This window comes from Ruegeria sp. BB9 (assembly GCF_056539345.1).
This window is the reverse complement of record NZ_JBQFUU010000002.1, coordinates 432,945-458,895: the sequence shown is the minus strand read 5'-3', so window position 1 is coordinate 458,895 and position 25,951 is coordinate 432,945. Positions and strand designations below refer to the sequence as shown.

Genomic DNA, 25,951 nt, shown 5'->3' with positions numbered 1-25,951 from the left:
TGCGCAGGCGGAATAACTGCAAAGAAAACCCGATGGCCACTCAGAAACTCTACGCCGGTGCAAAGCTGCGCGAAATGCGGACGCGTCTGACGCTGACGCAAAAGGAATTTGCCGCCAAGCTGGGTGTTTCCCTGCCCTATCTGAACCAGATGGAGAACAACAACCGGCCGATCTCGACCACGGTTGTTCTGGCGCTGGCGCAGGAATTCGGCATGGATGTAACCGAGCTGAGCACCGGCGATAGCGAGCGTCTGGTCTCGGACATGCGCGAGGCGTTGGCCGATCCTGTCTTCGCGGATGCCATCCCCCCTCTGGCGGACCTGCGGCTAACGGCGTCCAATGCCCCCGCATTGGCGCGGTCCTTCATCGAGCTGCACAAAGCCTACCGCCAGACCCATGAGAGGCTCGCCTCGCTGGACGAGGCCCTCGGACGCGAGGATGCCCGCATCCAGGCCAGCCCGTGGGAAGAGGTTCGCGATTTCTTTCACTATTGCGACAACTACATTGACGCGGTCGATCGAGCCGCTGAACGGTTCGCCGCCCGCGCCGAAGGACCGGGAGGCATCCGACAGGCAGCACTGGACAGCCTGAAGGAACGCGGGGTTCAGGTGATGTTCGAAGACATTCCGGCCCTGCGCAGCTATGACAACGCTACAAAAACATTGCGCCTGTCTTCGCGCGCAGCGCCGCAGACCCAAGTGTTTCAACTGCTGCTGCAGGTCGCGCTGATCAGCCAGGACAAACTGCTCGAGGCCACGCTGGACTTTGCCAAGTTTCAAAGCGACGAAGCCCGCTCGATCGCCAAGATCGGCCTCGCAAACTACTTCGCTGGCGCGTCACTGATGCCCTACACCGCCTTTCTGTCAGCAGCGCAGGAAGACCGGCACGATCTTGAATTGCTGAGCAACCGGTTCGGCGCTTCGATCGAACAAGTCGCCCACCGGTTGTCCACGCTGCAGCGACCGGGCGCCAAGGGCATCCCGTTCTTCTTTGTGCGGGTCGATCAGGCGGGCACGATCACCAAACGCCATTCGGCCACACGGCTGCAATTTGCGCGGTTCGGCGGGGCCTGCCCGCTTTGGAACGTGCACCGGGCCTTTGAAACGCCTGGTCATTTCCTGCTGCAATTGGCAGAAACACCCGACGGGGTTCGTTATATCTCAATCGCGCGCGACGTTTCAAAGTCTGGCGGGTCCTTCGGTGCGCCAGTGCGCCGCTATGCCATCGCCCTCGGGTGCGAGGTCCGGCACGCCGAAGCACTGGTCTATGCCGACAATTTGGACATCAACAACACCAGCGCCTACGAACCGATCGGGATTTCCTGCCGCATCTGCGAACGCCAGACCTGCCACCAACGGTCCGTGCCACCGCTGGAGCGCCGACTGAAGATCGACGCCCATACGCGCGGCACGCTGCCCTACGAAGTCACCTGAGCTGAAAAACGGAAAAGGGCAGGATCAGTTCCCGCCCTTTTTTGGTTCACGCTTTGCTCAGGATCGACCAGATCTGATCCTTGAGCGCGGCCCGCTTTTTGCGCAGTTCGCCCTCGGCCAGGTCTTCCATCGGCTCAACATTGGTTTCCGCCCGATGCACCATACGGTTGAGTTCGTGATATTCGTCCGCAAGCCGGGCGAAATGGGCATCGGTCTGCTTGAGCTGGCTCATCAGTTCAACCTTGTCCGGGAATTCCTCGGCCAGTTCATGCGGGGTATGGGACATTCCTGCTCGCTCCTTCAGTTTGGTTTCGCACTACAGCTAGACCCTAATACCAAAGCTGACTTTGACTCGGATCAATTGAAAGGGGAATGTTATCTTCGCGGTCGCGTTCCCCTCCCCGGCAATGCCTTCAACGCTGTGCCTCAGCCCATTTGGGGTGAATCCATGGCCGGCCATTGGCCCGGGGCAGCGGGTCTTTGCCCAGCAAATGATCCGACATCTTTTCGCCCACCATGATCGACGGCGCGTTCAGGTTGCCGTTGGTGATCTGCGGAAACACCGAGCTGTCCGCCACGCGCAGCCCATCCACCCCGATGACTCGGCCCTGCGGGTCGACGACCGCGTTCGGATCGTCCGCCCGCCCCATCCGGCAGGTGCCGCAGGGATGGTAGGCGCTCTCGGCATGTTCGGCGATGAACGCGTTCAGTTCTTCGTCGGTCTGCACGTCCGCTCCGGGCTGGATCTCCTTGCCAGCATAGGGCTTGAACGCGTCCTGGCCGAAAATCTCGCGGGTCAGGCGGATGCAGGTGCGGAAATCCTCCCAGTCCTGCTCGGTGCTCATGTAGTTGAAGCGGATCACCGGCGCGTCCTCGGGCTTGGCAGAGCGCAGCGTCACAGCCCCGCGCGAGGGGGAGCGCATCGGCCCCACATGCGCCTGGAAGCCGTGCCCCTCGGCTGCGGCCTTGCCGTCATAGCGCACAGCGATGGGCAGGAAGTGGTACTGGATATCCGGGTACTCGACCCCCGGCTTCGACCGGATGAACGCCGCGCTTTCAAACTGGTTCGACGCGCCAAGGCCGGTCTTGGTGAACAGCCACTGCGCCCCGATCAGGCCCTTGCCGAACAGGTTCCAGTATTTGTACAGCGTGATCGGCTGCAGCGAGGCCTGCTGGATATACAGTTCCAGGTGATCCTGCAGGTTCGCGCCCACGCCGGGCCGGTCGGCGACCACGTCGATGCCGTGCTCGGCCAGATGCGCGGCGGGTCCGATCCCCGACAACATCAGAAGCTTGGGCGAGTTGATCGACGAGGCCGCCAGCACCACCTCGCGCCGGGCGCGCACGATCTGCGTTCGGCCACCACGGATCAGTTCGACCCCGGTTGCGCGGCCCTCCTCGATCACCACGCGCGTGGCAAGGCCCCGTACGATATCGCAGTTCGGGCGTTTCAGCGCGGGCTTCAGATAGGCATTGGCCGCCGACCAGCGCCGCCCTTTCCAGACGGTCTGCTCCATCGGGCCGAAGCCTTCCTGTTTCTCGCCGTTGTAGTCATCGGTCAGCTCGTAGCCGGCCTGCCGCCCGGCCTCGACGAAGGCCTTGAACAGAGGGTTCTTGCGCGGCCCCCGCGACACATGCAGCGGGCCGTTGGTACCGCGCCATTTGGGGTCACCACCATGGCCGCCGTCGTGCCAGCTTTCCATCCGTTTGAAATAGGGCAGAACATCCGCAAAGGACCAGCCATCCGCGCCCATATCGGCCCAGGTGTCAAAGTCGCGCGCATGGCCGCGCACATAGACCATCCCATTGATCGAGGACGACCCTCCGATCACCTTTCCGCGCGGGCAGGCCAGCCGCCGGTTGTTCAGGTGGGGTTCGGGCTCGGACTGATAGCCCCAGTCATAGATCGGCATGTTCATCGGATAACTCAGCGCCGCCGGCATCTGGATGAACGGCCCTGCATCGGTGCCGCCATGCTCGATCACCAAAACCGAGGCCCCCGCTTCGCTCAGACGATAGGCCATCGCACATCCGGCGGATCCGGCGCCGACGATGACGAAATCTGCTTCCATGGTCGTGTCTCCATTGGCCCCGACCGGTGGCGCGGGATGTCCCGTGCGTTGCCACCGGTGGGCGTATCTTCAAAATGTGAAAGAGGTCATTCGCCGCGCGGGAAGCGCTGGTTTTCCTCGAGGTTGTCCAGATTCATGTGGTTGCGCATGTAGCGCTCAGACGCTTGCTGCAGCGGCTGATAATCCCACGGGTAATAGCCGCCCTGCCGCAGCGCCTCGTACACGACCCAGCGCCGCGCCTGGCTGGCGCGCACCTCGGCGTCGAACCGGTCCAGATCCCAGCGCGCCTCGGACTTGGCGCGCAGGGTTTGCAGCGTGCCGGCGTGCTCGGGCTTGTCGGCCAGGTTCTCCAACTCGTGCGGGTCGGCCTCGAGGTCGAACAGCTGATCGGGGTCCAGCGCGCAGCGGTTGTATTTCCACTTGCCATAGCGCATCGACACCAAGGGCGCATAAGACGCCTCGGCCGCGTATTCCATCAGAACCGGCGCGGTGCGCTCGGTGCCGTTGGCCAGCGGCACAAGGTCCTGCCCGTCCGTCCATGGGGCAATCTCCGACATGTCGATACCCGCCAGCGCGCCCAGCGTCGGGGTCACGTCTATGGTCGAAACCGGGGTGTCGATGCGGCCCGTCGGCAGGTCCGGCGCCGAGATCATAAGCGGCACTCGGGCCGAGCCTTCGTAGAAGTTCATCTTGAACCAAAGACCCCGCTCGCCCAGCATGTCTCCGTGGTCGGAAACGAAGAGGATGATCGCCTCTTGCCGGGTGGTTTCCAGCACGTCGAGGATCTCACCGATCTTGTCGTCAAGGTACGAGATATTCGCGAAATAGGCCCGGCGCGAGCGACGGATGTCTTCTTCGGTGATGTCAAAACTGCGCCAGTCATTGGCGTCGAAGATGCGCTGGGAATGTGGATCCTGATTGTCGTACCCCAGATCCGTGACCGGCGGCAGCAGGTGCTCGCATTCCTCGTACAGGTCCCAGTATCTGCGCCGCGCCACATAGGGGTCATGCGGGTGGGTGAAGCTGACGGTCACGCACCACGGGCGGTCATCCTTGCCGCGGGCCAGATCATAGAGCTTGGCCTTGGCGTGATAGGCGACCTCGTCGTCATACTCCATCTGGTTGGTGATCTCGGCCACGCCGGCCCCGGTGACCGAACCCATGTTATGATACCACCAGTCGATGCGCTCGCCCGGTTTGCGGTAATCCGGGGTCCAGCCGAAATCGGCCGGATAGATGTCGGTGGTCAGGCGGTCCTCGAACCCGTGCAGCTGGTCGGGGCCGACGAAATGCATCTTGCCCGACAGGCAGGTGTAATAGCCCGCGCGGCGCAGGTGATGGGCATAGGTGGGGATGTCGCTGCGGAACTCGGCCGCGTTGTCATAGACCCCCGTGCGCGAAGGCAACTGGCCCGACATGAAGCTGGCCCGCCCAGGCGCACACAGCGGCGAGGCCGTATAGGCATTGGCAAACCGCGTTGACCGCGCCGCCAGTTTCTTGAGGTTGGGCGCGTGCAGCCACTCGGCGGGACCGTCGGGAAAGAGGGTACCGTTGAGCTGATCCACCATCAGGATCAGAATGTTGGGTCGTGTCATTTTTCGGCCTCGAGCAAGGTCGTCAGGACGCGCATGGCGTGGGAAACCGCCAGTTGCGGTTCCTCGGGCGCGGACAAAGCGGCGCGGATGTACAGACCGTCGATCAGAGCGATCATGTTCTCGGCCGCTTCGACCGGGTCCTTCATCAGCGGGCGCAAGGAGTGGATCAGGTTGGACCGAATCCGCGCCTGATAGATCTGCCACAGGCGCAGCGCGTCATCGTTGGTCTGGGCCAGAACGTAAAAGGTCATCCACGCGGCGATCACGTCGGGTGTAAAGCAGGACGGCGCGAAACAGGCGCGGATGATGGCCTGGGCGCGCTGGTCCGGCGCCGCGGCTTTCAACTCAGCCCGGGCTTCGGCGCCGAAATCGCCAAGGATGCGCCGCATCGCCGCCAGAAAGATCTGGTCTTTCCCCCCGAAGTAATGGTGCGCGAGGGCGCTGGACATGCCGGCGCGCTTGGCGATCTGACTAACGGTTACATCCAGAGACTTCTTGGACCCCAACTCGGCAATCGTCGCCCTGACGATCGCATCGCGTCGGATCGGCTCCATTCCGAGTTTTGGCATAACCGCCCCCAAACCTAGTCTCAACAGAACAAACGCTAAGGGCTTTTTATTGACTCGTCAATCAATAACGTTGCCCTTGTAGGCTCCGGGGCTTTTACAGCTTGGGGGCAAGGCTTGGAGGGGTCAAGCCACTGCGGTTCAGAACGGCCTCGCGCCAGGTTATGAAACTGACCGCTGCGAGGATCAGCGCCCCCCCGGCCACGACCCAGATATCGATGCCCTCTTGAAACACAAGCGCACCCAGAAGCGTGGCCCAGATCAGCTGCAGGAAGGTGACCGGCTGGGTCACCGCGACAGGTGCAGCCTGCAAAGCCAAGGTCATGAAGTAGTGCCCCGCCGTTGCAAAACTGGCGATCATGAACAGCACGCCGATGTCGCGCAGGCTGGGCGGAGTCCAGACGGCGATTGCAAAAGGGATAAGAAACAACGTCGTCCAGATCGACAGATGCGCCACAACGACCGAAGGCCGCACGTCCTGCACCATCGCTTTGGCCAGCAGGTACGACCCCCCCAACATCAGCGAGGTGCCCAGCATCGCCAGGTGCCCGGCCGAAATCTCGCGGAACCCGGGCCGCAGAATGATCACAGCGCCCACGATGGCGACAAGCACGGCCGCGATACGGCGAAAGGCCATCGTCTCGCCCAGAAAAAGCGCGGCGCCCAATGTCACATAGACCGGCGTCAGATAGTTCATCGCAGTCACTTCCGCCAGCGGGATACGGGTCATCGCAAAGAACCACAACATGACCCCGACGGCGTGTATGGCCCCACGCAGTCCAAACAAGGCGATATGCCGGCGGGTCAAATGCGTGGTCAGGATCGCTCGCATGGCTGGCAGCAGAAAGACCAGCCCCAAAGCATACCGCAGGAACGCAGCCTCAATCGGATCCATCGAGGTACCCAGAGATTTGACCAAGGCTGTCATCGCCACAAAGGACAACCCAGCGCTGAACATCCAGAACATTCCGGCAAGCGGGCGGGATTGGGTGGCGATCGTTGTCATGGGTTCGGTTGAACACCGAAACCCGGCGACGAACAAGCCTCTACATTGCGACCAGCTTCCAGGCGATCGCCAACATGACGATACCAATCAGCACATCCAGCACCTGCCATGCCCTGGGTCGGGCGAAAATAGGAGACAGCACCCTGGACCCATATCCCAGAGAGAAGAAGAAAACGAAACTGGCGGACATGGCACCGATGGCGAAACCCATCCGGTCTTCATACTGCGCCGAAATCGAGCCAATCAGCACCACCGTGTCCAGATAGACATGCGGATTGAGCCAGGTGAAGGCCAGAACGGTCAGCAAGGCCGCGCGCAGACTTGTACGCTTCGCCTCTCCGACCTCAAGCGCTGCGCCGCCGCGCCAGGCTGACGCCAGACTGCGCAGTCCGTACCACGTCAAGAACAGCGCGCCGCCGTATCGCATCATCGGCTCGAACCACGGCGCCGCAGTTGCCAGGCTGCCGAAGCCCGCGACACCTGCGGCAATCAGAATGGCGTCTGACACGGCGCATGTCAGGCACAACACAAAAACATGCTCGCGCCTGAGCCCTTGCCTGAGGACAAACGCGTTCTGAGCACCGATTGCCAGGATCAAACTGAAGCCAAGCGCAAAGCCGGCGATGACGGATGTAGACATGGACCCTCCTGTTCAGGTCCGTTGACTACGCGACCGATACGCATGTATCAAATTAAAGACAATGAGCCATAATTAGATTCTCTAATGCACTTGGACCCACATCACTTGGCCGCGTTGGCCGCTATTCTGCGGCATGGCAGCTTTGACGCCGCCGCCGCGGAACTGGCGGTAACGCCATCTGCGATTTCGCAACGGATCAAAGCGCTGGAGGATCGGGTCGGCGTATCGTTGATTCACCGCGGCACGCCCTGCACCGGAACCCCGGCTGGCTTGCGGCTTGCCCGCCATGCCGAAGACATCGGCCTGCTTGAGGCGCAACTCAATCGCGAGCTTTCGCTGGAACAGGGCACAGGCCCCACCCGGGTCAGGATCGCGGTTCCGGCGGATGTTCTGTCCACCTGGTTCATAGACGCGATGGCAGCCGTTGATGATATGCTGTTTGACCTTGTGATCGACGATCAGGATCACTCGGCTGAATGGCTGCGGCGCGGGGATGTCAGCGCCGCCATCTCGGTGGGCGGGCAAACCGTCCCGGGATGCGATTCCATTGCCCTCGGCACGCTCAGATACCTGCCGACGGCAAGCCCCGAGTTCATGGCTCGTTGGTTCCCTGGCGGAGTGAATGCTCAGAGCCTGTCGCAGGCACCCTGCCTGACCTTCAACAGGAAGGATGCCCTGCAAAAGGCCTGGATCCATGCGCAAACGGGTAGCCGGCTGTCGCCGCCGACCCACTTCCTACCCTCGTCTCACGGGTTCGTAGCCGCTGCTGCCGCAGGTTTGGGTTGGGGGATGAACCCCGCGCATCTGGTTCAAAGCGCGATCGCGGATGGCCGTCTGCGCGAGCTTTTGCCCGACACCCCGCTGGATGTGCCTCTGACCTGGCAGGTCGGGCGTATCCTTGCACCGGCGCTTTCACCGTTGACGCGAGCGGTCCGGAAAGTTGCGACGCAAGTGCTGGCAAACCCGTAACACCACGCTGTGATCGATGGCTCAGGTGGCGCGTTCCGCATCCTTCCGCTGCGGCGTGACCAGACGATAGCATGCGATTGCCGACCAGAAGCTGCACAGGGTGAGGAAAGCGACCGCCAGTGCGACCTCGTTCATATGCGCAACCGCCGCCAACCCGGCCGACCCGACAATCGCCACGAGCCTGCAAATGCTCTTGATCGCGGCTGACGCCTTGACCCGCTGTTCCTTGGGCGCGGTGTCGATGAAATACAGCTTGCGCGCACTGCCGATGCCGGTTGTCGCGACGGTCGCCACGAACAGGGCGATCGCATGCAGGTGAACGTCGTGGTCAAGATGCAAATAGTGAACCGCAACCAGAACGACGCCTGTCACCCCCACCATCAACGACCCGGCCACCATGACCGCCCGGTGTGATTTCATGTTCACGAGCTGCCACAGGGGCGCGGCGACCAGATAGCCGGTCGCCGACGAAATGATCAACGCCGTCAGCCCCTTGGCCGATCCATGATGCGCCTCGGCTGCGATCAATGCAAAGAACGGCACCGACAGAGAAACCCCGACCAGCGGCAGCCGCATGGTCAGATACCGCCGGAACCAGGCGAATTCGAACATGGCCCGAGCGTCCGACAGGAACTGCCCCGCCGCTCGGCGACCGGTTTGCGCCTGGGGTTGCGACCGCGACAGTTCGGCCAGGGCAAGAATGGACAATCCGGACAGCACAAAGAACCCGGCAGACACCGCGATCACGGTCGAGTGACGCGAGAATGGCGGGTTGTCCGAAGTCAGATGATGCAGCGTCAGTGTCAGCCCGATGGCCCCAAGCCCCCCTGCCCCCAGTTGAAGATAGCTCATCCAGATCCGGGATTTCGAGCGCAGGTGATCCCCCCAAAGGTCAGTGAACATCAGCGCCTGGACCTCTTCGATCATGCCGATTGCAAAGAAGGCTAGGACGAAAGCCGCAGCCACCATGGGCGAGCCCCCGATCGCCGCAACCACGATGGCTGCCAGAAGGCACGCACCAATCGCGACCTCGGTCAGGGCAATGGAACGTTTCTTCTGCTGCTTCGCGGACACAGGGACCGCAAAGAACATGTCCGAAATCATGTTGCCTGCCTGACGCACGGAAACCAGCGCCCCGGCAAGAAACATGGGCATCTCCAATGAGACCGCCAGAAACGGCAAGACGATCGAAGGGCTGCCCATCGTCCACGCGACCTGGGACAGCACGCTTTGGCTTGCCAGAACCGGCACATTTCGCCGCTCCAATTCCGTGGATTTGCCTGTCATGTCCTGTCGTGCCGGCCCCGACCTGTCTGTCGCAAGGTCTCTGCCAGCTCCTTTGTGCGCGGTTCAACCCTAAGGGTATGCGCAGGACCCATATGCGCCAAGGACCAACTGCGACGCAGGCAAAAAAAGAAACCCGGCCGTGTTCGGCCGGGCTCCAAAAACAACCGAGTGCGACGCTTAGAGTTGCGCCATCACCTCGTCGGTGGCCTCGAAATTGGTGGTCACGCGCTGAACGTCGTCATCGTCTTCTAGCGCCTCGACCAGCTTCATCAGGCGCTGCATGTCCTCAAGGCCCAGTTCGGTGGTGGTCGTGGGTTTCCACACCAGCTTGGTGGATTCAGATTCACCCAGAGCCGCCTCGAGCGCACTGGACACTTCGTTCAGGTCGGTATCTGCACACCAGATGATATGACCGTCTTCCGAGCTTTCCACATCCTCGGCCCCAGCCTCGATGGCCGCCTCGAAGATCGTGTCGGCATCGCCCGCCGATGCGGGATAAATCACTTCGCCCTTCCGGTCGAACATGAACCCGACCGAGCCGGTTTCGCCCAGGTTTCCGCCATTCTTGGAAAAGGTCGAACGCACGTTCGACGCAGTGCGGTTGCGGTTGTCGGTCATCGCCTCGACGATCACGGCCACACCGTTGGGACCGTAGCCTTCGTACCGGATTTCTTCGTAATCCTCACCGTCGCCCGCCTGGGATTTCTTGATCGCGCGTTCGATCACGTCCTTCGGCACCGAGTTCGACTTGGCCTCTTTGACCGCCAGACGCAAGCGCGGGTTCTTGTCGGGATCGGGGTCGCCCATCTTGGCGGCCACGGTGATCTCTTTCGACAGCTTGGAAAACAGCTTGGACCGCGCGGCGTCCTGGCGCCCCTTGCGGTGCTGGATGTTGGCCCATTTTGAGTGGCCTGCCATGTTGCGTCCTCGTAATCGTGATTGCGTATTCGGCGCACATATAGACGTTTGCGGGGCAAAGGATCAAGACACCCGCTTGCTCGTGCAGTCAGCGCGTTTATGGTGGCCCAATGACGACAGATCAGATCATTCTCTTTGCACTCTTTATTACCGTATTCGGTCTGCTGCTGTGGGGTCGGTTCCGCTATGACCTTGTGGCGTTTGCCGCCTTGATGGTCGGCGTGATACTGGGTGTTGTGCCGGTTGACAAAGCCTTTGCCGGGTTCGGCCATCCGGCCACGATCATCGTGGCGCTGGTGCTTGTGGTCTCGGCCGGGCTGGTGCGGTCGGGGGCGGTGTTCCTGATCACCCGCACGCTGGTCGATGCCTCGCGGAGCCTGGGTGCGCATATCGCTCTGATGGGCGGGATCGGAGCCGTTCTGTCCGCCTTCATGAACAACGTGGCGGCGCTTGCGCTGTTGATGCCTGTCGATATTCAGACCGCGCGCAAGGCCGGGCGCCCCGTTGGTCTGTCGCTGATGCCGCTGAGCTTTGCCACCATTCTGGGCGGCATGGCCACATTGATCGGCACACCGCCCAACATCATCATCGCGTCAATCCGGCAGGAGACCCTTGGCGAGCCGTTCCAGATGTTTGATTTCGCCCCAGTTGGCGGGCTGGCGGCCATCGCAGGTCTGGCCTTCGTCGCCCTGATCGGCTGGCGGCTGATCCCAAACCGCGGCGAACAGACCGAGAGTTCGGAAACGCTGGCGGAATATATCGCTGAACTGACAATCCCGGCTGAGTCTCCCCATATCGGCAAGCGCGTCGCCGAGCTGGACGAGGTCGCCGAGAAATCCGACGTCGCCATCATCGGCCTGATCCGGGACGGCAAGCGCCGCTATGGCCGCGCGGCAAACGCGATCCTTCAGGAAGGCGACGCGCTGGTGCTGGAAGCCAGCCCCGAGGCGCTGGACGAGTTCCGTGCCGCGCTGAACCTGGATTTCTCGGATGCCCGCCGGCAAGAGCTGCTGACCGCGGCCGGCGACGGGTTGGAGGTGATCGAAGTCGTCGTACCCGAAAGCGCCCGCATCAATGGCCGAACGGCACAGGGGCTGGGGCTGGCCTGGCGGCAGAACACGATCCTGATGGGCATTTCCCGCCAGGGCCGGCGCATCACCCAACAGGTCCGCAAGACCGAGGTACAGCCGGGCGACATCCTGCTGTTGCTTTGCCCGCGCGACCGGGGCGCGGACGTGACCGAGTGGCTCGGCTGCCTGCCTTTGGCCCAACGCGGCTTGAACGTGACCGCAAATGACAAGGCGTGGCTGGCCATCGGCTTGTTCGCCGCCGCCGTTCTGGCCGCCAGCATCGGCCTGATCTACCTGCCGATCGCGCTGGGGCTGGTGGTGATCGCTTATGTGCTGACCAAGATCATCCCTATCTCCGAGATCTACAATCAGATCGAATGGCCGGTGGTGGTTCTGCTGGGCTCGATGATCCCGCTGGGCAGTGCGCTGGAAAGCTCGGGCGGGACGGAACTGATTGCGAATGCGCTGGTCCAACTGACCGACGGCCTGCCGGCCTGGGCCATTCTGACGGTTCTGATGGTCGTGACCATGACGCTGTCGGACGTGCTGAACAACACAGCAACCGCCATCGTGGCCGCGCCGGTGGGCATCCAGATGGCGCGCACGCTAGAGGTTTCGCCCGACCCGTTCCTGATGACGGTGGCGGTGGCCGCCTCGGCGGCGTTCCTCACCCCGATCGGGCACAAGAACAATACGTTGGTGCTGGGGCCCGGCGGCTATCGTTTTGGCGACTATTGGCGCATGGGCCTGCCCCTGGAAATTCTGATCGTGGCGGTTTCGGTGCCGGCGATCCTCGTGTTCTGGCCGCTGTGAGGGCTTGCGTGACCGGCGGACCGCGCGCTAAGGGCAGCGCATGAAACGCTTTCTGATCCTGCAGCTGCGCCCCGAAACCGATGCTTCGGACGGCGAATATGCCTCGATCCTGAACCGATCCGGGCTGACGCCCAAGCGCACCCACCGCATCCGTCTGGATTGCGATGCCCTGCCCGAAGGTCTTGACGTGACCGACTATGCCGGCGTGATCGTGGGCGGCGGGCCGGGCTGCGTCAGCGACGACCCGGCCAGCAAATCTCAGATGGACGCCCGGATCGAAGGTGCGATCATGGGGCTGATGCCACAGATCACGGCGCACGATCATCCGTTCATGGGCTGCTGCTATGGCCTGGGCATTCTGGCCGCGCATCTGGGCGCGCCGGTCAGCAAGGACCGCTATGGCGAGCCGGTCGGCCCGTCGCGCTGCCACCTGACCGAGGATGGCGCCCGCGACCCGCTGACCGCCGGGCTCGAGCCCGACTTCGATGCCTTCGTCGGTCACAAAGAGGCGGTGCAGGCCCTGCCCGCGGGCTGCGTGCATCTGGTCGCGTCAGACCCCTGCCCGTTCCAGATGATCCGCTGGGGCCAGAATGTCTATGCCACGCAGTTCCACCCCGAAGCCGACGCCAAGGACTTTGAGCAGCGCATCCACATCTACAAGGACCACGGCTATTTCCGTCCCGAGGACGCCCAGCCGCTGATCGAACGCTGCCACGCGGCCGAGGTCACGCAGCCCGGCGAAATCCTGCGCCGTTTCGCCCAGCGCTACGGGTGACCCAACGGCGCGGTTGCCTGACCGGGGACCGCGCGCTTAGGTTGGACCGAAACGACTTTGGGAGGGGTTGTTTTGGATCTTCTGATAAACGTGGGCCTGCCGGTTTCGCTGGCCATCATCATGCTGTCTTTGGGCATCGGGCTTGAGGCGGCGGATTTCCGGCGCGTGATCAGTCGGCGTTATCCGTTTGCGATCGGCGCGGTCTGCCAGGTCGTTCTGCTGCCGGTCGCGGCTTTCGTCACGGTCAAGCTGTTCGCGCTGCCGCCGGCGATTGCGGTCGGGTTCATGCTGCTCAGCTTTTGCCCGGGCGGCGTCACCAGCAACATCCTGTCGAAACTGGCGAAGGCCGATGTGGCGCTGTCGGTCAGCCTGACGGCGGTGATCAGCCTGCTGTCGATCGTCACGGTGCCGGTTCTGGCGGCCTGGTCGATTGACCACTTCATGGGCGAGGACGCACCTGAAGTGTCGATCAGCGGTCTTGCGCTGGCGATGTTCTTGATCACCACCCTGCCCGTCGCCATCGGCGTTGGCCTGCGCCACTTTGCAACCGCTTTTGCCAACCGGATCGACGGCCCCCTTTCCAAACTGGCCACCATCCTGTTCGTGTTGATCGTGATCGCCGCGCTGGCTGGAAACTGGCAGCTGTTCGTCGACAATCTGGGCATCATGGGCGCCGGGCTGATCTCGCTGAACCTCGCGCTGCTGCTGATCGGATTGGGGCTGGCGCGGGCGGCGAAACTGTCGTGGAATGAGGCCAAGACCATCTCGATCGAAACCGGCATCCAGAACTCGACCCTGGGCATCACGCTGGCGGCCCTGATCACCGGAACCGAAAGCGGCTTCAGCCCGCTGGCCCTGCCCTCGGCCGTCTACGGGATCACCATGTACGCCGTCGCGATCCCCTTCATCGCCTGGTACCGCAACCGCTGAAAGGACAGAGCATGACCGAAAACACTGCTGATGCGATCGTCGTGGGCGGCGGGCTGGCCGGCCTGGCCGCGGCGGCCGAACTGGGTGACCGCGGCAAAAAGGTGATCGTGCTGGATCAGGAGCCCGAGCATTTCCTGGGCGGTCAGGCTTTCTGGAGCCTGGGCGGCCTGTTCATGGTCGACACGCCCGAGCAGCGCCGCATGGGTATCCGCGACAGCCGTGACCTGGCCCTGCGCGACTGGATGGGCAGCGCCCAGTTCGACCGGGACGAGGACGCCTGGCCCCGCAAATGGGCCGAGGCCTATGTCGAGTTCGCCGCCGGCGAGATGCGCCCCTGGCTGCACCAGATGGGCCTGCGCTGGTTTCCCGTGGTCGGCTGGGCGGAACGCGGCGGGTCCTATGCCGACGGTCACGGCAACTCGGTCCCGCGGTTCCACATCACCTGGGGCACCGGCCCGGGCGTGCTGGAGCATTTCATCCGCCGGGTCCGCGAGCATGTCAGCGCCGGCCTGATCCAGTTGAAGTTCCGCCATCAGGTCAGCCACATCATCATGCAAAACGGCGAGGCCAAGGGCGTCTCGGGCGAGGTTCTGGCTGATGATGCGGCCCAGCGCGGCGGCAAGACCAACCGTGACGAAGTGGGCGAGTTCGAGGTCTATGCCCCGTCGGTCATCGTCACCTCGGGCGGGATCGGCGGCAATTTCGAGATGGTGCGGCAGAGCTGGCCTCGCGACCGCTTGGGCGAACCGCCCAAGGATATGGTGGCGGGTGTGCCCTTCCATGTGGATGGTCGGATGATCGCGATCAGTGAAAAGGCCGGCGGTCACGTCATCAACAGCGACCGCATGTGGCACTACACCGAAGGCGTGCGCAACTGGGACCCGATCTGGCCCGCGCATGGTATCCGCATCCTGCCCGGCCCCAGCTCCATGTGGTTCGATGCGCGCGGCAACCGGCTGCAGCCCCCCTGCCTGCCCGGGTTCGACACGCTGGGCACCCTGCGCGAGATCCTCAAAACCGGCTATGAATACAGTTGGTTCGTTCTGACCCAGAAGGTCATCAAGAAGGAATTCGCCCTGTCCGGGTCTGAACAGAACCCCGATTTCACCTCGGGCAGTTGGAAGGAGGTCATCCGTCAGCGGGTCCTTTCGGGGTCGAAGGCCACCGGGCCGGTCGAAGCGTTCAAGGAAAAGGGCGAGGATTTCGTCGTCGCCAACACGCTGACCGAACTGGTGAACGGGATGAACCATCTGGGCGGCGGTCTGATCGACGAGGCGCATCTGCGCGCCCAGATCGAGGCGCGGGATTCACAGGTGGACAATCCGTTCTCGAAGGATGCGCAGATGATGGCGATCCTGGCGGCGCGAAACTATCGCGGAGACAAGCTGATCCGCACCGCCAAACCGCACAAGTTCCTTGATCCGAAAAACGGCCCGCTGATCGCGGTCAAGCTGCATGTGCTTACCCGCAAGACGCTGGGCGGTTTGCAGACCAATCTGGACAGTCAGATGATCGGCGCCGATGGTCAGTTGGTGCCCGGCCTGTTCGCGGCCGGCGAAGTCGCGGGGTTCGGCGGCGGCGGCTACCACGGCTACAACGCGCTTGAGGGCACGTTCCTGGGCGGATGCATCTTCTCGGGCCGCAATGCCGGGCGGTCGAGGGCCGTCGCCTGACGGCCCTTGGGCATTATTGGTCGCGGCGGAACTGCAGAACCGGTTCACCTGCCGCATCAAGAAGAACCAGAGTGTCCCCGCGCTGAACAAAGCTTGCGACCTTTGGCAGAGCGGTAAGGAATTCCCGCTCAACCTCGTCCAGCGGCGGTGGGCAGGCCATCAGGGTGGCGGCCATGTTGTCGGGGAAGGACATCGACTTGCCCGATATCTCGGCCTGTCCGCTGAACCGGTTGCAACCGCCTGTTCCGCCAAAGGCTCCGCCTTCGGCAAAGGTAATCTGCGGGCGTTTCTCGGTGTCCAGCGCAACGCCATTCACATCGGTTGCGACCCACTGCGTGTTCTCAAGCATCGCCGCACCCCGTTCCTGAACCTTGACCATGACCAGATCGACCGAATTTCCGGCGTCGTTGGTCAGAACCGGGTAAGCGGTATCGGTGGTGAACAGCAGCTTGCCGTCCTGATGCACCGAGGCCCGCACCACATAGCGGTGTCGATCCTGAATCAACGCGTCGTCATAAGTCAGCGCAAACTGGGCAGGCACGCCCGTCAAAGCATAGCGTTGCGCGGCCAGCGTGACGGCGGGCGCGTCGGCCAGTGAAACGTCTTGCAACTCGACGAACAGGGTTGCCCCGGGCGGAACCGCGATCCGTTCGCGATATGTGGCGGTGCCTTCAACGGTTCCCGCCTGCGCGGCGCCCCACACGGCTGCCCACATCGCGGTTCCTGCCAGCAGGCTTTTTGCGGTTTGCATTGTCCGATCCCTTTGTCACCAGTTTCCAGCACAAAAGATCGGGACATCAGCGCGATTTACAAGGTTTTTCAGTTCCAAGCGGCAAATTCGTGCCGGAGATCAAAGCGGCCAGAGGAAGGGGATGATCAGCGAAGCCAGCAATCCAACCGTTAGGTTCAGCGGAATCCCGACTTTCATGAAGTCCGTGAACCGGTACCCACCGGGGCCGTAGACCATCATGTTGGTCTGATACCCGATCGGCGTCGCGAACGAGGCCGAGGCCGCAACCATCACCGCCACCACGAGCGGCCGCGGATCTACCCCCACCGCCTGCGCCAGACCGATGGCGATCGGCGTGACCACGACCGCCACGGCGTTGTTCGAGACCAGTTCCGTCAGGACAGAGGTCAGCAGATAGATGGCCCAAACGATGAGGAACGGCGGCAGGTTGGAAAAGGACGGAGCAATCGCGTTGGCGATCAGGGTGACCGCACCCGAGCTGTCCAGCGCAGCCCCAATAGCCAGCATGGCAAAGATCAGCGCCAGCAGACGGCCCTCGACAAAGGAAAACGCCTCGTCCGCGTCGATGCATCGCGTCAGCAGCACAACCGCAACTGCCAGAATCGTCAGCAGGAAAATCGGAGCCACGCCGAGCGCCGCCAAAACCACGATCCCAATCAGCGCGGCAATCGCGATCGGAGCATGACCGCGCCGGAAGGCGCGGGCCGATGGCTGGGTGACGTCGACCATGTCCATGTCGGCAGCCAGTTTACTGATATCGGCCGGCGAGCCTTCGAGCAGCAGCGTATCACCGACCCGGACGACCAGATCGTCAAGTTGCCCCCCGATATTCTGATTTCTCCGGTGCACGGCCAAGACATAAACCCCGTAGCGACGACGCAGCCGCAACGCGCCCAATGTGCGCCCGACCATGCGACAACCGGGGGTGATCAGAACCTCAACCGTGCGTGTTTCGACCGCCGAAACCTGATCAACGCGCTTGAGTTCCTTGTTGCTTTGCAGGCTCAGCAGCTCGGTCATTTCCGTGCGCAACACCACACGGTCACCGACCTTCAGTTCGACCCCTTTCAGGTTCCGCCGCAACGACTCGTCGCCGCGGATCACGTCGATGAGCCGCACGCCCGGACGTTTGAACAGCTGCACGCCGGTCACTTCACGGCCGATCAGGTTGCTGTCGGGCGGAATGACTGCTTCGGTGAAGAATTTCATCTTCGACCGATCGCTTAGCATGGTTGCCATGCTGTCACGCTCGGGCAGAAGACGCGGCGCGATGAAGCGCAGGTAAATCATACCGTAGATGACAAGAATGATGCCCAAAGGCGTGACCTCGAAAATCGTGAAGGCCGGCAGACCCTGTGCCCGGGCCACACCATCGACCAACAGGTTCGTCGAAGTTCCGATCAGGGTCAGCGTCCCGCCGAGAATCGCAGCATAGCTGAGCGGGATCAGCAGCTTCGACGCTGGAATATTCAGCGTGCGGGCAATCTGGATGAACACCGGGATCATCACGACGACGACGGGCGTGTTCGAGACGACCGCCGAGGCCAGGACGACAAATGCCATCAGCAGACCGATGGCAATGCGCGGGTTGACCTGCGCCTGTTTCTGCGCCGTCGCTGTAAAGGCGTGCAAGGCACCGGTCCGGACCAGCGCGCCCATGATGATGAACATCGCCGCGATGGTCCAGGGCGCCGGGTTCGACAAAACCGCCAGTGCGCTTTGGTATGGAAGCACGCCGGTGACCAGCATCACCGAGACGCCGCCTATGGCAACGACCTCGGTCGGATAGACCTCGCGCATGAACATGATGAACATGCCCGCAACAATCGCCAGCGCAAGTATCGCGCTGCCCATATCTGACAATTGAAGGAGTTGCATTCGTGGTGTTCTGTCCGAAACCTGTCCCGGCCCAAGCGCCTGAGAGTCAGTTTCACGTATTGCAGGCCGCAGAGCAAGCCTGACGTGCATTCACGGTGCTGCCTGCTGCAGGCGCCCGCCAACCCGTACCATGCTGATCGTCTTGGCTTGCCCGTCACGGTCATCAGTTTCCACGAAAACGCCGCTAAGCGTCGCTTCGCCATTGGCCGGGGTGAACCGAGCCTTGGGCATCCCCGTGATGAAGCGGCGCATCGGCTCCTGCTTGTCCATTCCGATCACCGAGTCATAGTCGCCGCACATGCCCGCATCGGTCAGGTAAGCGGTGCCGCCGGGCAGGATCTGGGCATCGGCGGTCGGGACATGGGTATGGGTTCCCACGACGAGGCTGGCGCGTCCGTCGCAATAGTGGCCCATGGCCATCTTCTCCGAAGTCGCCTCGCAATGCATGTCCACGATGATGGCCTGCGCCTGACCGCCCCGCGGGTGGGACTTCAGGATCGGTTCCACCGCCGAGAACGGATCGTCGAACGGTCGTTTCATGAACACCTGTCCCAGAACCTGAACCACCAACACCTTGCGTCCGCCCGGCGCGGTGAACAGTCGATGTCCGCGACCGGGAGCACCCTTGGCGAAATTCACAGGGCGCACGATCCGGGGTTCGCGTTCGATGAATTGCAGCATGTCTTTCTGGTCGAAAGCGTGGTCGCCCAACGTCAGACAATCTGCGCCCGACTCCAGCAGCAGCTTGGCATGATCGCCGGTCAACCCCATGCCGTTCGAGGCATTCTCGCCGTTGACCACCACGAAATCCAGCCGCCACTCGTCGCGCAGACGGGGCAGATGCTGCTGAACGGTGGCGCGGCCCGCGCGCCCCATGACGTCACCCAGGAACAAGATTCTCATATCGCGGTCCTAGGCCCTGCAAACGGCAATAACAAGGCGGAACGATGCAATTCGCGGGCCGCATGCGGGTTGAATTCCGGTGGAAACCTGCAATTCTGACGCAACCGGTTTTTCACTCGGAGATTTCGATGAAACGCATAGTCCTGACCGCAACTGTTTCTCTCGCTATCTCGGGCGGCTTTGCTCACGCGACGACCAAGACAACAATGGCAAATCCGGCCGCGACCTTCTGCATCGAAAACGGCGGCGAATATCAGATCCGCAAGAACACCGATGGATCGGAATACGGCGTGTGCATCCTTGAGGATGGAACTGAGGTTGATGCCTGGGACTATCTGCGGAGCCACTTTGAGAACTGAAGCCTAAAACGTCAGGACCCTGGTCTCGGTAACGATCATGTCCAACGGCTGGTCCGTCGGTTCCAGCGGCAAGGCTTCGGCCTCTTGCGCGTCGAAGGCGAAACCGATGGCCAATGTGGGACGTTTGGCGCGCAGCCCTTCAAGCGTGCGGTCATAAAACCCGCCCCCATAGCCCAATCGCCCGCCTTGCGGATCGAATGCCACAAGGGGCACGATCAGGATTTCAGGGTCAAAATAGTCGTCCGTCTCGGGCACCTTGGCGCCAAATGGCCCATCTTTCAACGGCCCTTCGGGTGTCCAGCGCGAAAACCGCAGAGGCCGTCCGGCGCCTTGGATGACCGGAACACCCACGGGACCATAGGCTGCGGCCTCGGCCATGGCGGGCAGAGGGTCGATTTCGGTGCGGATCGGCATGTAGCCAGACAGCGGAACGCCACGAAATCCGGCCAGCACCTCGGACAGGCGGCCCGCGGCGGCCGGCGGCCCCGCGTCGAAGGCCGCTTTGCGCCGGGCAAAGGCAGCCTTGCGCGCCGCGGCCTTGATTTCAGTCAGATCGGTCACAGCAGCACCACGCTTGCAAGCCCTAGAAAGATGAAGAACCCCATTACATCCGTCGTCGTCGTAACGAAGGTTCCCGAGGCCAATGCCGGGTCTACACCCAGGCGATCCAGCACCACCGGTACTACCGTACCCGCGAACCCGGCGATGATCATGTTCACGACCAAGGCGGAACCGATCACGACACCCAGCAGCGGGGATTCGAACCACATCATCCCCACCGTCCCCAGAACGATGGCGAAACACAGCCCGTTCAACATGCCCACCAGCAATTCTCGGCGGATGACTCGCGCCACGTTCGAGCCCGTCAGGTCGCGGGTCGCCAACGCACGTACGGCAACGGTCAGAGACTGAGTTCCGGCGTTACCACCCATCGAGGCAACGATGGGCATCAGAATCGCCAGCGCCACGATCTGCTCGATTGCCGCCTCGAACTGTGAAATCACCAGCGAGGCACAAATGGCGGTGCACAGGTTGACCGTCAGCCAGGGCAAACGGCGACGACTGGTTGCTGCAACACTGTCTGAAATCGAGCTGTCATCACTGACACCTGCCAGTCGCAGCATGTCTTCCTCGATCTCTTCATCCAGAACGGCCATTGCGTCGTCTATCGTGATTACCCCGACCAGCCGTTTGTCACTGTCCACCACCGGCGCGGAAATCAGGTGGTACTGGTTGAAAGCATAGGCAACGTCTTCTTCATCCTGATCGACCGGGATGATGTGAAACTCGTCCTCGGCGATGTCCAGCAACTTGGTGTCGCGCCGCGCGGCCATCAACTTGCCCAACATGACCTGCGCCACCGGCTTCAGCCGTGGATCGACCAGCACAACGTGATAGAACTGCTCGGGCAGATCGTCCTGCGAGCGCATGTAGTCGATCGCCTGCCCGACCGTCCAATGATCGGGAGCCATGACCACCTCGCGCTGCATCAGTCGGCCTGCGGAGTTCTCGGGATAGGCCAGCGCCTGCAGTGCCGCGATCCGTTCCGAGGCCTCAAGGGCCTCCAGCACCGCTTCCTGCTGCGGCTCCTCCAGATCCTCCAGAAGGTCCACGACATCGTCGCTTTCCATCTCACGGACGGCTTCGGCCAGAACGTCGGGTCGTAGAACGCCAATGACTTCTTCGCGAACGGATTCGTCCAGTTCAGACAGAATGTCCCCGTCAAATTCCCGGTCATACAGGCGGATCAGCCGCGCTCGGTCGTAGGGGTTGATCTGTTCCAGAAGGTCGGCAATGTCGGCCGCGTGCAGTGGCTCCATCAGCTCGATCAGCTTCTCGCGATCCTCGACATCGACGGCGTAAAGGATTGCGGCAACCGTTCGCCGGTCCAGCGCATAGACGTCATCATCGCGAGAGGGGTCGGTTCTGTTGTCTTCGGTGCCGGTCGTCATGCGCTGCCCCTTGTTCTGGGAATTGGCCCCTAAATAGAAGAAGCAGCTACCGGAAAACAATGACAATGGTGCGATTTACCCGCATCTTTCACATCCCTATGCTGCAAGCCGGATTCACCAAGGCGGAGATCAAGGCGGATGGCGCAAAAGACGCTTTTGACAGGGCGCGTACTGAGTTTCGAACACTCCCCCTTCGAAACGCAACCGGATCAGGCGGTCCGGCTGCACGAAGCCGTTCTGATCGAGGGCGGGAAAATCCGGGAGTTGGGAAGTACCGTTGACCTGCAAACCGCGCACCCCGAGGCCGCCATTCATCACCATGGCGAAAACCTGATCCTGGCTGGTTTTGTCGACCCCCATGTCCACTATCCCCAGACGGCGATGATCGCGAGTTGGGGCAAACGGCTGATTGATTGGCTGAACACCTACACCTTTCCAGAAGAGATGAAGTTCGGTGATGCAGCCTACGCAGCCGAGATTTCGAACCGGTATCTTGACCTGACCGCCGCACACGGCACCACGACCATGTGCAGTTTCTGCACCATTCATCCCGAAAGCGTCGATGCCTTTTTCACGGCCGCCCAGGAGCGCGGTCAGCGTGTCGTGGCCGGCAAGACCTGCATGGACCGCAACGCGCCCGAAGGTCTTCGGGACACGGCTCAAGCAGCCTATGACCAGTCCAAGGCTCTGATCGAAAAGTGGCAAGATGTCGACCGGATAGCCTATGCGATCACGCCGCGGTTTTCCCCGACCTCGACCCCAGAACAGCTTGAGGCGATGGGCGCGCTTTGGGCGGAACACCCCGATTGTCTCATGCAGACGCATCTCAGCGAGCAGACGGACGAAATCGAATGGGTTCGGTCGCTGTTCCCCGAGGCGCGTGACTACCTGGACACCTACGAAAAGTTCGGGTTGCTCGGCGCGAACGGCCTCTATGGCCACGTGATCCACCTGGAACCGCGCGAGCGAGACCGCCTGCGTGAGGTCGATGCGTCGCTGATCCATTGCCCCACCTCGAACACTTTCATCGGTTCGGGTCTGTTCGATTTGCACGGGCTGATGCGGGATGGCCATCGTATCGGCCTGGCAACCGACACCGGCGGCGGGTCCAGCTTTTCCATGTTGCGGACCATGGCGGCCGCCTATGAAATCGGCCAATTGCGCGGACATCCGCTGCACCCGGCGCAACTGCTGTGGCTGGGCACCGCAGGCTCGGCCCGGTCGCTGCGGATGGACGACCGCATCGGCAATATCGCCCCCGGAATGGAGGCGGACCTGATCGTGCTCGACCTCGCCTCGACCCCCGCGATTGCCCAGCGAGAAGCCAATGCCGAGTCCCTTTGGGAGGCGGTGTTCCCGACAATCATGATGGGCGACGACCGCGCCATCGCCGATGTGTGGATCGGCGGACGGCGCGTTTCGACCTGAAGGCAGATCAGCCCTGCAAGGCGAGGGCCAACCTGTTCTGCCGTTCGATCGCGCGCGGCAGGTCAAATGTAGCAATGTTGCCGTCCCGGACGACCTGTCGCCCCTCGACAAACAGGTGTTTGACGTGCACCGGACCTGCCAGCAGCAGAGCAGCCGGGTCCCAACTGCCCGCGCACTCCACACCCCTTGTGTCCCAAACAGCGATATCGGCACGTTTGCCCGGCATCAGGCGGCCGCAGTCCGGCCGGTTCAGCACGTCCGCCCCACCCCGCGTCGCAATTTCCAGAGCTTCGCGCGCGGACATGGCATCGGCACCGTTCGCCACGCGTTGCAGAAGCATCGCCTGCCGCGCCTCGGCCATCAGGTTGCCGCTGTCGTTGCTTGCGGAACCGTCAACGCCCAAGCCAACCCTGACCCCGTTGTCACGCATCGCGCGCACCGGCGCGATCCCCGAGCCCAGACGGCAATTCGAGCAGGGACAGTGCGCAACCCCGGTGCGTGACCGAGAGAACAGGTCGATCTCTGCCCCGTCCAGCTTCACGCAATGGGCGTGCCAGACATCGGGGCCGGTCCAGCCAAGTTCCTCGGCATACTGGCCGGGTCGACAGCCGAACTGGGATTCGGAATACAGGATATCCTCGTCGTTTTCCGCCAGATGGGTGTGCAGCATGACCCCTTTGTCCCGTGCCAGCAGTGCGGCGTCGCGCATCAGATCCCGACTGACCGAGAAGGGCGAACAGGGCGCAAGTCCAACCCTGCACATTGAGCCTTCGGACGGGTCATGGAACGCGTCGACCACTCGGATCATGTCATTCAGGATGTCGGCCTCGGCCTCGACCAAAGCATCGGGCGGCAGACCGCCGTCGCTTTCGCCGATGCTCATCGCGCCGCGGGTCGGATGGAACCGCAGCCCCACCTCCGCAGCGGCCGCGATCGTGTCATCCAAGCGTGACCCATTCGGATACAGATACAGATGGTCGGAACTGAGCGTGCAGCCCGACAAGGCCAACTCGGCCAGACCGATCTGAGCCGAAGTGAACATTTCGTCAGGACCGAACCGCGCCCAGATCGGATAGAGCGTCTGCAGCCAGCCAAAGAGCAGCGCATCCTGGCCCGCCGGAACAGCTCGAGTCAGTGTCTGGTAGAGATGGTGGTGGGTATTGACCAATCCCGGCGTCACGACACAGCCGCTGAGGTCATGCACCTCTCCGTCGGTGGTCAAACCTTGGCCTATGCGGGCAATCTGCCCGTCACGGATCAGCAAATCGGCGCCGGCCAGTTCTTGCCGGTTGTCGTCCATGGTCAGGATCGCATCGGCGTTTCTAAGAAGGATTTCGGGCATCTCGCACTCCTGCATCTGCCCGCCTCATGCCAGAAATGCGTGTGCCGGTGGAAAACGGGCGCAAGAACCGGCGCGACGACCCTAATCAATCGCGGCCGCAGCGGCAACCGTCGTCAGAAGTCGCGCAGAATCTCGAGGGCCGCGGCGTGGATCTCAGGGTTCGCAGCCGCCAGTGCCCGCCCCCCCTGATGGGCAGGCCCGCCCTGCCAGTCGGTCACGACGCCACCGGCCGCCTTAATTACCGCGATCGGGGCCTGAATGTCATACGCGTTCAGTCCAGCCTCGATCACCAGGTCGACCTGCCCGGCCGCCAGCAGCGCGTATGCGTAGCAGTCCATGCCGTAGCGTGTCAGTTGCACCTGTCCGGCCACGGCGCGAAAGGCGTCTCCTTCGGCGGTCGTGCCAACTTCGGGGAATGTCGTGAACAGGATTGCGTCCCGCAAGGCATCCGTCCGACGGGTCGCCAAGCTGGTTCTGCCCAAAGGACCGGTCATGAACGCACCGTCTGCATGACCCACAAACCGTTCGCCGATATAGGGTTGGTCAATCACCCCCATGATCGGCCCGCTATCGTCGCCTAGCGCGATCAGCACGCCCCATGTCGGTGTGCCGCTGACGAAACCGCGGGTGCCGTCGATCGGGTCCAACACCCAGGTTCGTCCCGATTTGCCTTCGAGCGCACCGTACTCCTCGCCCAAGATGCCGTCGTCGGGGCGAAGCTCGGCCAGAACGGATCGCATGGCCTGTTCGGCTGCGCGATCGGCCACGGTCACTGGGTCATATCCGCCTTGCAGCTTGTTTGAGGTTTCAAGATTCGACTGGCGAAAGTAAGGCAAAATGGCCGCACGCGCCGCGTCGGCCATTTTCTCGGCAACTTCAAGGTCACTTGCGGAGGCTTTGGTCATGCGCCACTGGTGCGCTCAGCCCTGTGCGAAGTCAAGTCCCGGTCTCAGGCCACGTCGCTGAGAACGCGCGCAAGCTCAAACAGGCGCCGGCGCTGGTTTTCCGGGATCGCGTAGTAGGACCGAACCAGATCCAACGCTTCCTTGTCGCCCATCAGATCAGCAGGAACCGATTTCTTGCCCGAGTCTTCCTTTTGGGCGTCCTCCAGACCTTCAAAGAAAAAGCTGACCGGAACGTCCAGAGCTTCGGCAATGTCCCACAGGCGTGAGGCGCTGATGCGGTTGGCCCCGGTTTCGTATTTCTGGATCTGCTGGAATTTGATACCGACCTGCTGTGCCAGCTGCTGCTGCGTCATGCCAATCAACCAGCGGCGATGCCGTACGCGCTTGCCCACATGGACATCGACGTGATGGGTCATTGGTATTCTCCTCTGTTACACACAACCGCCCGGGAAAACGCTAACTGAACCATGACCGCACACTAGCGAGACGCTTGTAAAAAACTCTCTAATACGGAACGTGCCCCCCGAAACAGCACTGACAAGCAATATTGCCGCTTTTTGGAAAATTTTCAAGATGGTTGAATCTGCGCGCCCGAAGGAAGGTTTACGGTTGTGCACGATTTGGCCAGTGCGACAACGACGCCCGGGCCGTTCCCTTCCGGAATGATTGACAAGTCAGGGGCGGCC

General features: G+C 62.2%; 24 protein-coding genes. 8 read left to right on the top strand and 16 right to left on the bottom strand.

Annotated elements, in window-relative coordinates:
* Positions 1–32: 32 nt before the first annotated feature.
* On the top strand, positions 33–1,433 hold the full coding sequence (locus ACR0FC_RS09685; RefSeq protein WP_093964777.1) for a helix-turn-helix domain-containing protein: 1,401 nt from the start codon (positions 33–35) through the stop codon (positions 1,431–1,433).
* 46 nt (positions 1,434–1,479) lie between these two features.
* Here the strand turns inward: ACR0FC_RS09685 and ACR0FC_RS09680 are convergent, their stop codons facing one another.
* From ACR0FC_RS09680 to ACR0FC_RS09655, 6 genes are all read right to left on the bottom strand, one after another.
* Positions 1,480–1,719 carry an HP1242/YdcH family protein gene (locus ACR0FC_RS09680; protein ID WP_093964776.1) on the bottom strand — a complete coding sequence of 80 codons (240 nt, stop codon included), beginning with the start codon at positions 1,717–1,719 and terminating at the stop codon, positions 1,480–1,482.
* 127 nt (positions 1,720–1,846) lie between these two features.
* Positions 1,847–3,505 carry a choline dehydrogenase gene (betA, locus tag ACR0FC_RS09675; protein ID WP_170340191.1) on the bottom strand — a complete coding sequence of 553 codons (1,659 nt, stop codon included), beginning with the start codon at positions 3,503–3,505 and terminating at the stop codon, positions 1,847–1,849.
* Positions 3,506–3,591: 86 nt separating this feature from the next.
* Complete coding sequence (gene betC / locus ACR0FC_RS09670) at positions 3,592–5,100, bottom strand: choline-sulfatase (RefSeq protein WP_170340189.1); 1,509 nt, start codon at positions 5,098–5,100, stop codon at positions 3,592–3,594.
* On the bottom strand, positions 5,097–5,669 hold the full coding sequence (betI, locus tag ACR0FC_RS09665; RefSeq protein WP_170340187.1) for a choline-binding transcriptional repressor BetI: 573 nt from the start codon (positions 5,667–5,669) through the stop codon (positions 5,097–5,099). Before betI ends, betC begins: the two co-directional genes overlap by 4 nt.
* A gap of 94 nt (positions 5,670–5,763) precedes the next feature.
* Positions 5,764–6,672 carry a DMT family transporter gene (locus ACR0FC_RS09660; RefSeq protein ID WP_170340185.1) on the bottom strand — a complete coding sequence of 303 codons (909 nt, stop codon included), beginning with the start codon at positions 6,670–6,672 and terminating at the stop codon, positions 5,764–5,766.
* Between the two features lie 40 nt (positions 6,673–6,712).
* Positions 6,713–7,312 carry a LysE/ArgO family amino acid transporter gene (locus tag ACR0FC_RS09655; RefSeq protein ID WP_093964771.1) on the bottom strand — a complete coding sequence of 200 codons (600 nt, stop codon included), beginning with the start codon at positions 7,310–7,312 and terminating at the stop codon, positions 6,713–6,715.
* A gap of 84 nt (positions 7,313–7,396) precedes the next feature.
* Here ACR0FC_RS09655 and ACR0FC_RS09650 point away from each other — a divergent pair, with 84 nt between their 5' ends.
* The gene (locus tag ACR0FC_RS09650; RefSeq protein ID WP_170340184.1) at positions 7,397–8,281 is read left to right on the top strand and encodes a LysR family transcriptional regulator ArgP; all 885 of its coding nucleotides are present in this window, start codon (positions 7,397–7,399) and stop codon (positions 8,279–8,281) included.
* A 21-nt stretch (positions 8,282–8,302) separates the two neighbouring features.
* Here the strand turns inward: ACR0FC_RS09650 and ACR0FC_RS09645 are convergent, their stop codons facing one another.
* Positions 8,303–9,568: a permease gene (locus ACR0FC_RS09645; RefSeq protein WP_170340182.1), complete on the bottom strand. Its 1,266-nt coding sequence runs from the start codon at positions 9,566–9,568 to the stop codon at positions 8,303–8,305.
* A gap of 177 nt (positions 9,569–9,745) precedes the next feature.
* Positions 9,746–10,486: a YebC/PmpR family DNA-binding transcriptional regulator gene (locus tag ACR0FC_RS09640; RefSeq protein ID WP_170340180.1), complete on the bottom strand. Its 741-nt coding sequence runs from the start codon at positions 10,484–10,486 to the stop codon at positions 9,746–9,748.
* Positions 10,487–10,596: 110 nt separating this feature from the next.
* Here ACR0FC_RS09640 and ACR0FC_RS09635 point away from each other — a divergent pair, with 110 nt between their 5' ends.
* From ACR0FC_RS09635 to ACR0FC_RS09620, 4 genes are all read left to right on the top strand, one after another.
* Complete coding sequence (locus tag ACR0FC_RS09635) at positions 10,597–12,369, top strand: SLC13 family permease (RefSeq protein WP_170340178.1); 1,773 nt, start codon at positions 10,597–10,599, stop codon at positions 12,367–12,369.
* Positions 12,370–12,409: 40 nt separating this feature from the next.
* Complete coding sequence (locus ACR0FC_RS09630; protein ID WP_170340176.1) at positions 12,410–13,144, top strand: glutamine amidotransferase; 735 nt, start codon at positions 12,410–12,412, stop codon at positions 13,142–13,144.
* Between the two features lie 72 nt (positions 13,145–13,216).
* Positions 13,217–14,074: a bile acid:sodium symporter family protein gene (locus ACR0FC_RS09625; RefSeq protein ID WP_170340175.1), complete on the top strand. Its 858-nt coding sequence runs from the start codon at positions 13,217–13,219 to the stop codon at positions 14,072–14,074.
* 11 nt (positions 14,075–14,085) lie between these two features.
* Positions 14,086–15,747, top strand: coding sequence for an FAD-binding dehydrogenase (locus ACR0FC_RS09620; RefSeq protein WP_170340173.1), 1,662 nt, complete (start codon positions 14,086–14,088; stop codon positions 15,745–15,747).
* A 13-nt stretch (positions 15,748–15,760) separates the two neighbouring features.
* On the opposite strand, the gene ACR0FC_RS09615 is transcribed toward ACR0FC_RS09620, so the two are convergent.
* The 3 genes from ACR0FC_RS09615 to ACR0FC_RS09605 form a co-directional block, all read right to left on the bottom strand.
* The gene (locus ACR0FC_RS09615) at positions 15,761–16,498 is read right to left on the bottom strand and encodes a YbaY family lipoprotein (protein WP_170340172.1); all 738 of its coding nucleotides are present in this window, start codon (positions 16,496–16,498) and stop codon (positions 15,761–15,763) included.
* Positions 16,499–16,597: 99 nt separating this feature from the next.
* On the bottom strand, positions 16,598–18,376 hold the full coding sequence (locus tag ACR0FC_RS09610) for an SLC13 family permease (RefSeq protein ID WP_170340170.1): 1,779 nt from the start codon (positions 18,374–18,376) through the stop codon (positions 16,598–16,600).
* 90 nt (positions 18,377–18,466) lie between these two features.
* Positions 18,467–19,279, bottom strand: coding sequence for a TIGR00282 family metallophosphoesterase (locus ACR0FC_RS09605; protein ID WP_170340168.1), 813 nt, complete (start codon positions 19,277–19,279; stop codon positions 18,467–18,469).
* Between the two features lie 128 nt (positions 19,280–19,407).
* Between ACR0FC_RS09605 and ACR0FC_RS09600 the strand changes: the two genes are divergently transcribed.
* Positions 19,408–19,638: a putative hemolysin gene (locus ACR0FC_RS09600; RefSeq protein ID WP_217354725.1), complete on the top strand. Its 231-nt coding sequence runs from the start codon at positions 19,408–19,410 to the stop codon at positions 19,636–19,638.
* A gap of 3 nt (positions 19,639–19,641) precedes the next feature.
* Here ACR0FC_RS09600 and ACR0FC_RS09595 read toward each other — a convergent pair whose 3' ends face one another.
* Together ACR0FC_RS09595 and mgtE are read right to left on the bottom strand one after the other, a co-directional pair.
* Positions 19,642–20,199 (bottom strand): 5-formyltetrahydrofolate cyclo-ligase, encoded by a 558-nt coding sequence (locus ACR0FC_RS09595; protein ID WP_093964760.1) that lies wholly within the window; start codon positions 20,197–20,199, stop codon positions 19,642–19,644.
* The gene (gene mgtE, locus ACR0FC_RS09590; protein ID WP_170340164.1) at positions 20,196–21,590 is read right to left on the bottom strand and encodes a magnesium transporter; all 1,395 of its coding nucleotides are present in this window, start codon (positions 21,588–21,590) and stop codon (positions 20,196–20,198) included. The genes ACR0FC_RS09595 and mgtE overlap by 4 nt, the downstream gene beginning before the upstream one ends.
* Before the next feature lie 138 nt (positions 21,591–21,728).
* Between mgtE and guaD the strand changes: the two genes are divergently transcribed.
* The gene (gene guaD / locus ACR0FC_RS09585; protein WP_170340162.1) at positions 21,729–23,018 is read left to right on the top strand and encodes a guanine deaminase; all 1,290 of its coding nucleotides are present in this window, start codon (positions 21,729–21,731) and stop codon (positions 23,016–23,018) included.
* Between the two features lie 7 nt (positions 23,019–23,025).
* On the opposite strand, the gene ACR0FC_RS09580 is transcribed toward guaD, so the two are convergent.
* The 3 genes from ACR0FC_RS09580 to ACR0FC_RS09570 form a co-directional block, all read right to left on the bottom strand.
* On the bottom strand, positions 23,026–24,360 hold the full coding sequence (locus ACR0FC_RS09580; RefSeq protein WP_170340160.1) for an 8-oxoguanine deaminase: 1,335 nt from the start codon (positions 24,358–24,360) through the stop codon (positions 23,026–23,028).
* A gap of 113 nt (positions 24,361–24,473) precedes the next feature.
* Positions 24,474–25,265 carry a histidinol-phosphatase gene (gene hisN, locus ACR0FC_RS09575; RefSeq protein ID WP_170340158.1) on the bottom strand — a complete coding sequence of 264 codons (792 nt, stop codon included), beginning with the start codon at positions 25,263–25,265 and terminating at the stop codon, positions 24,474–24,476.
* 44 nt (positions 25,266–25,309) lie between these two features.
* Positions 25,310–25,681, bottom strand: coding sequence for a helix-turn-helix domain-containing protein (locus ACR0FC_RS09570; protein WP_093964756.1), 372 nt, complete (start codon positions 25,679–25,681; stop codon positions 25,310–25,312).
* Positions 25,682–25,951: the final 270 nt, after the last annotated feature.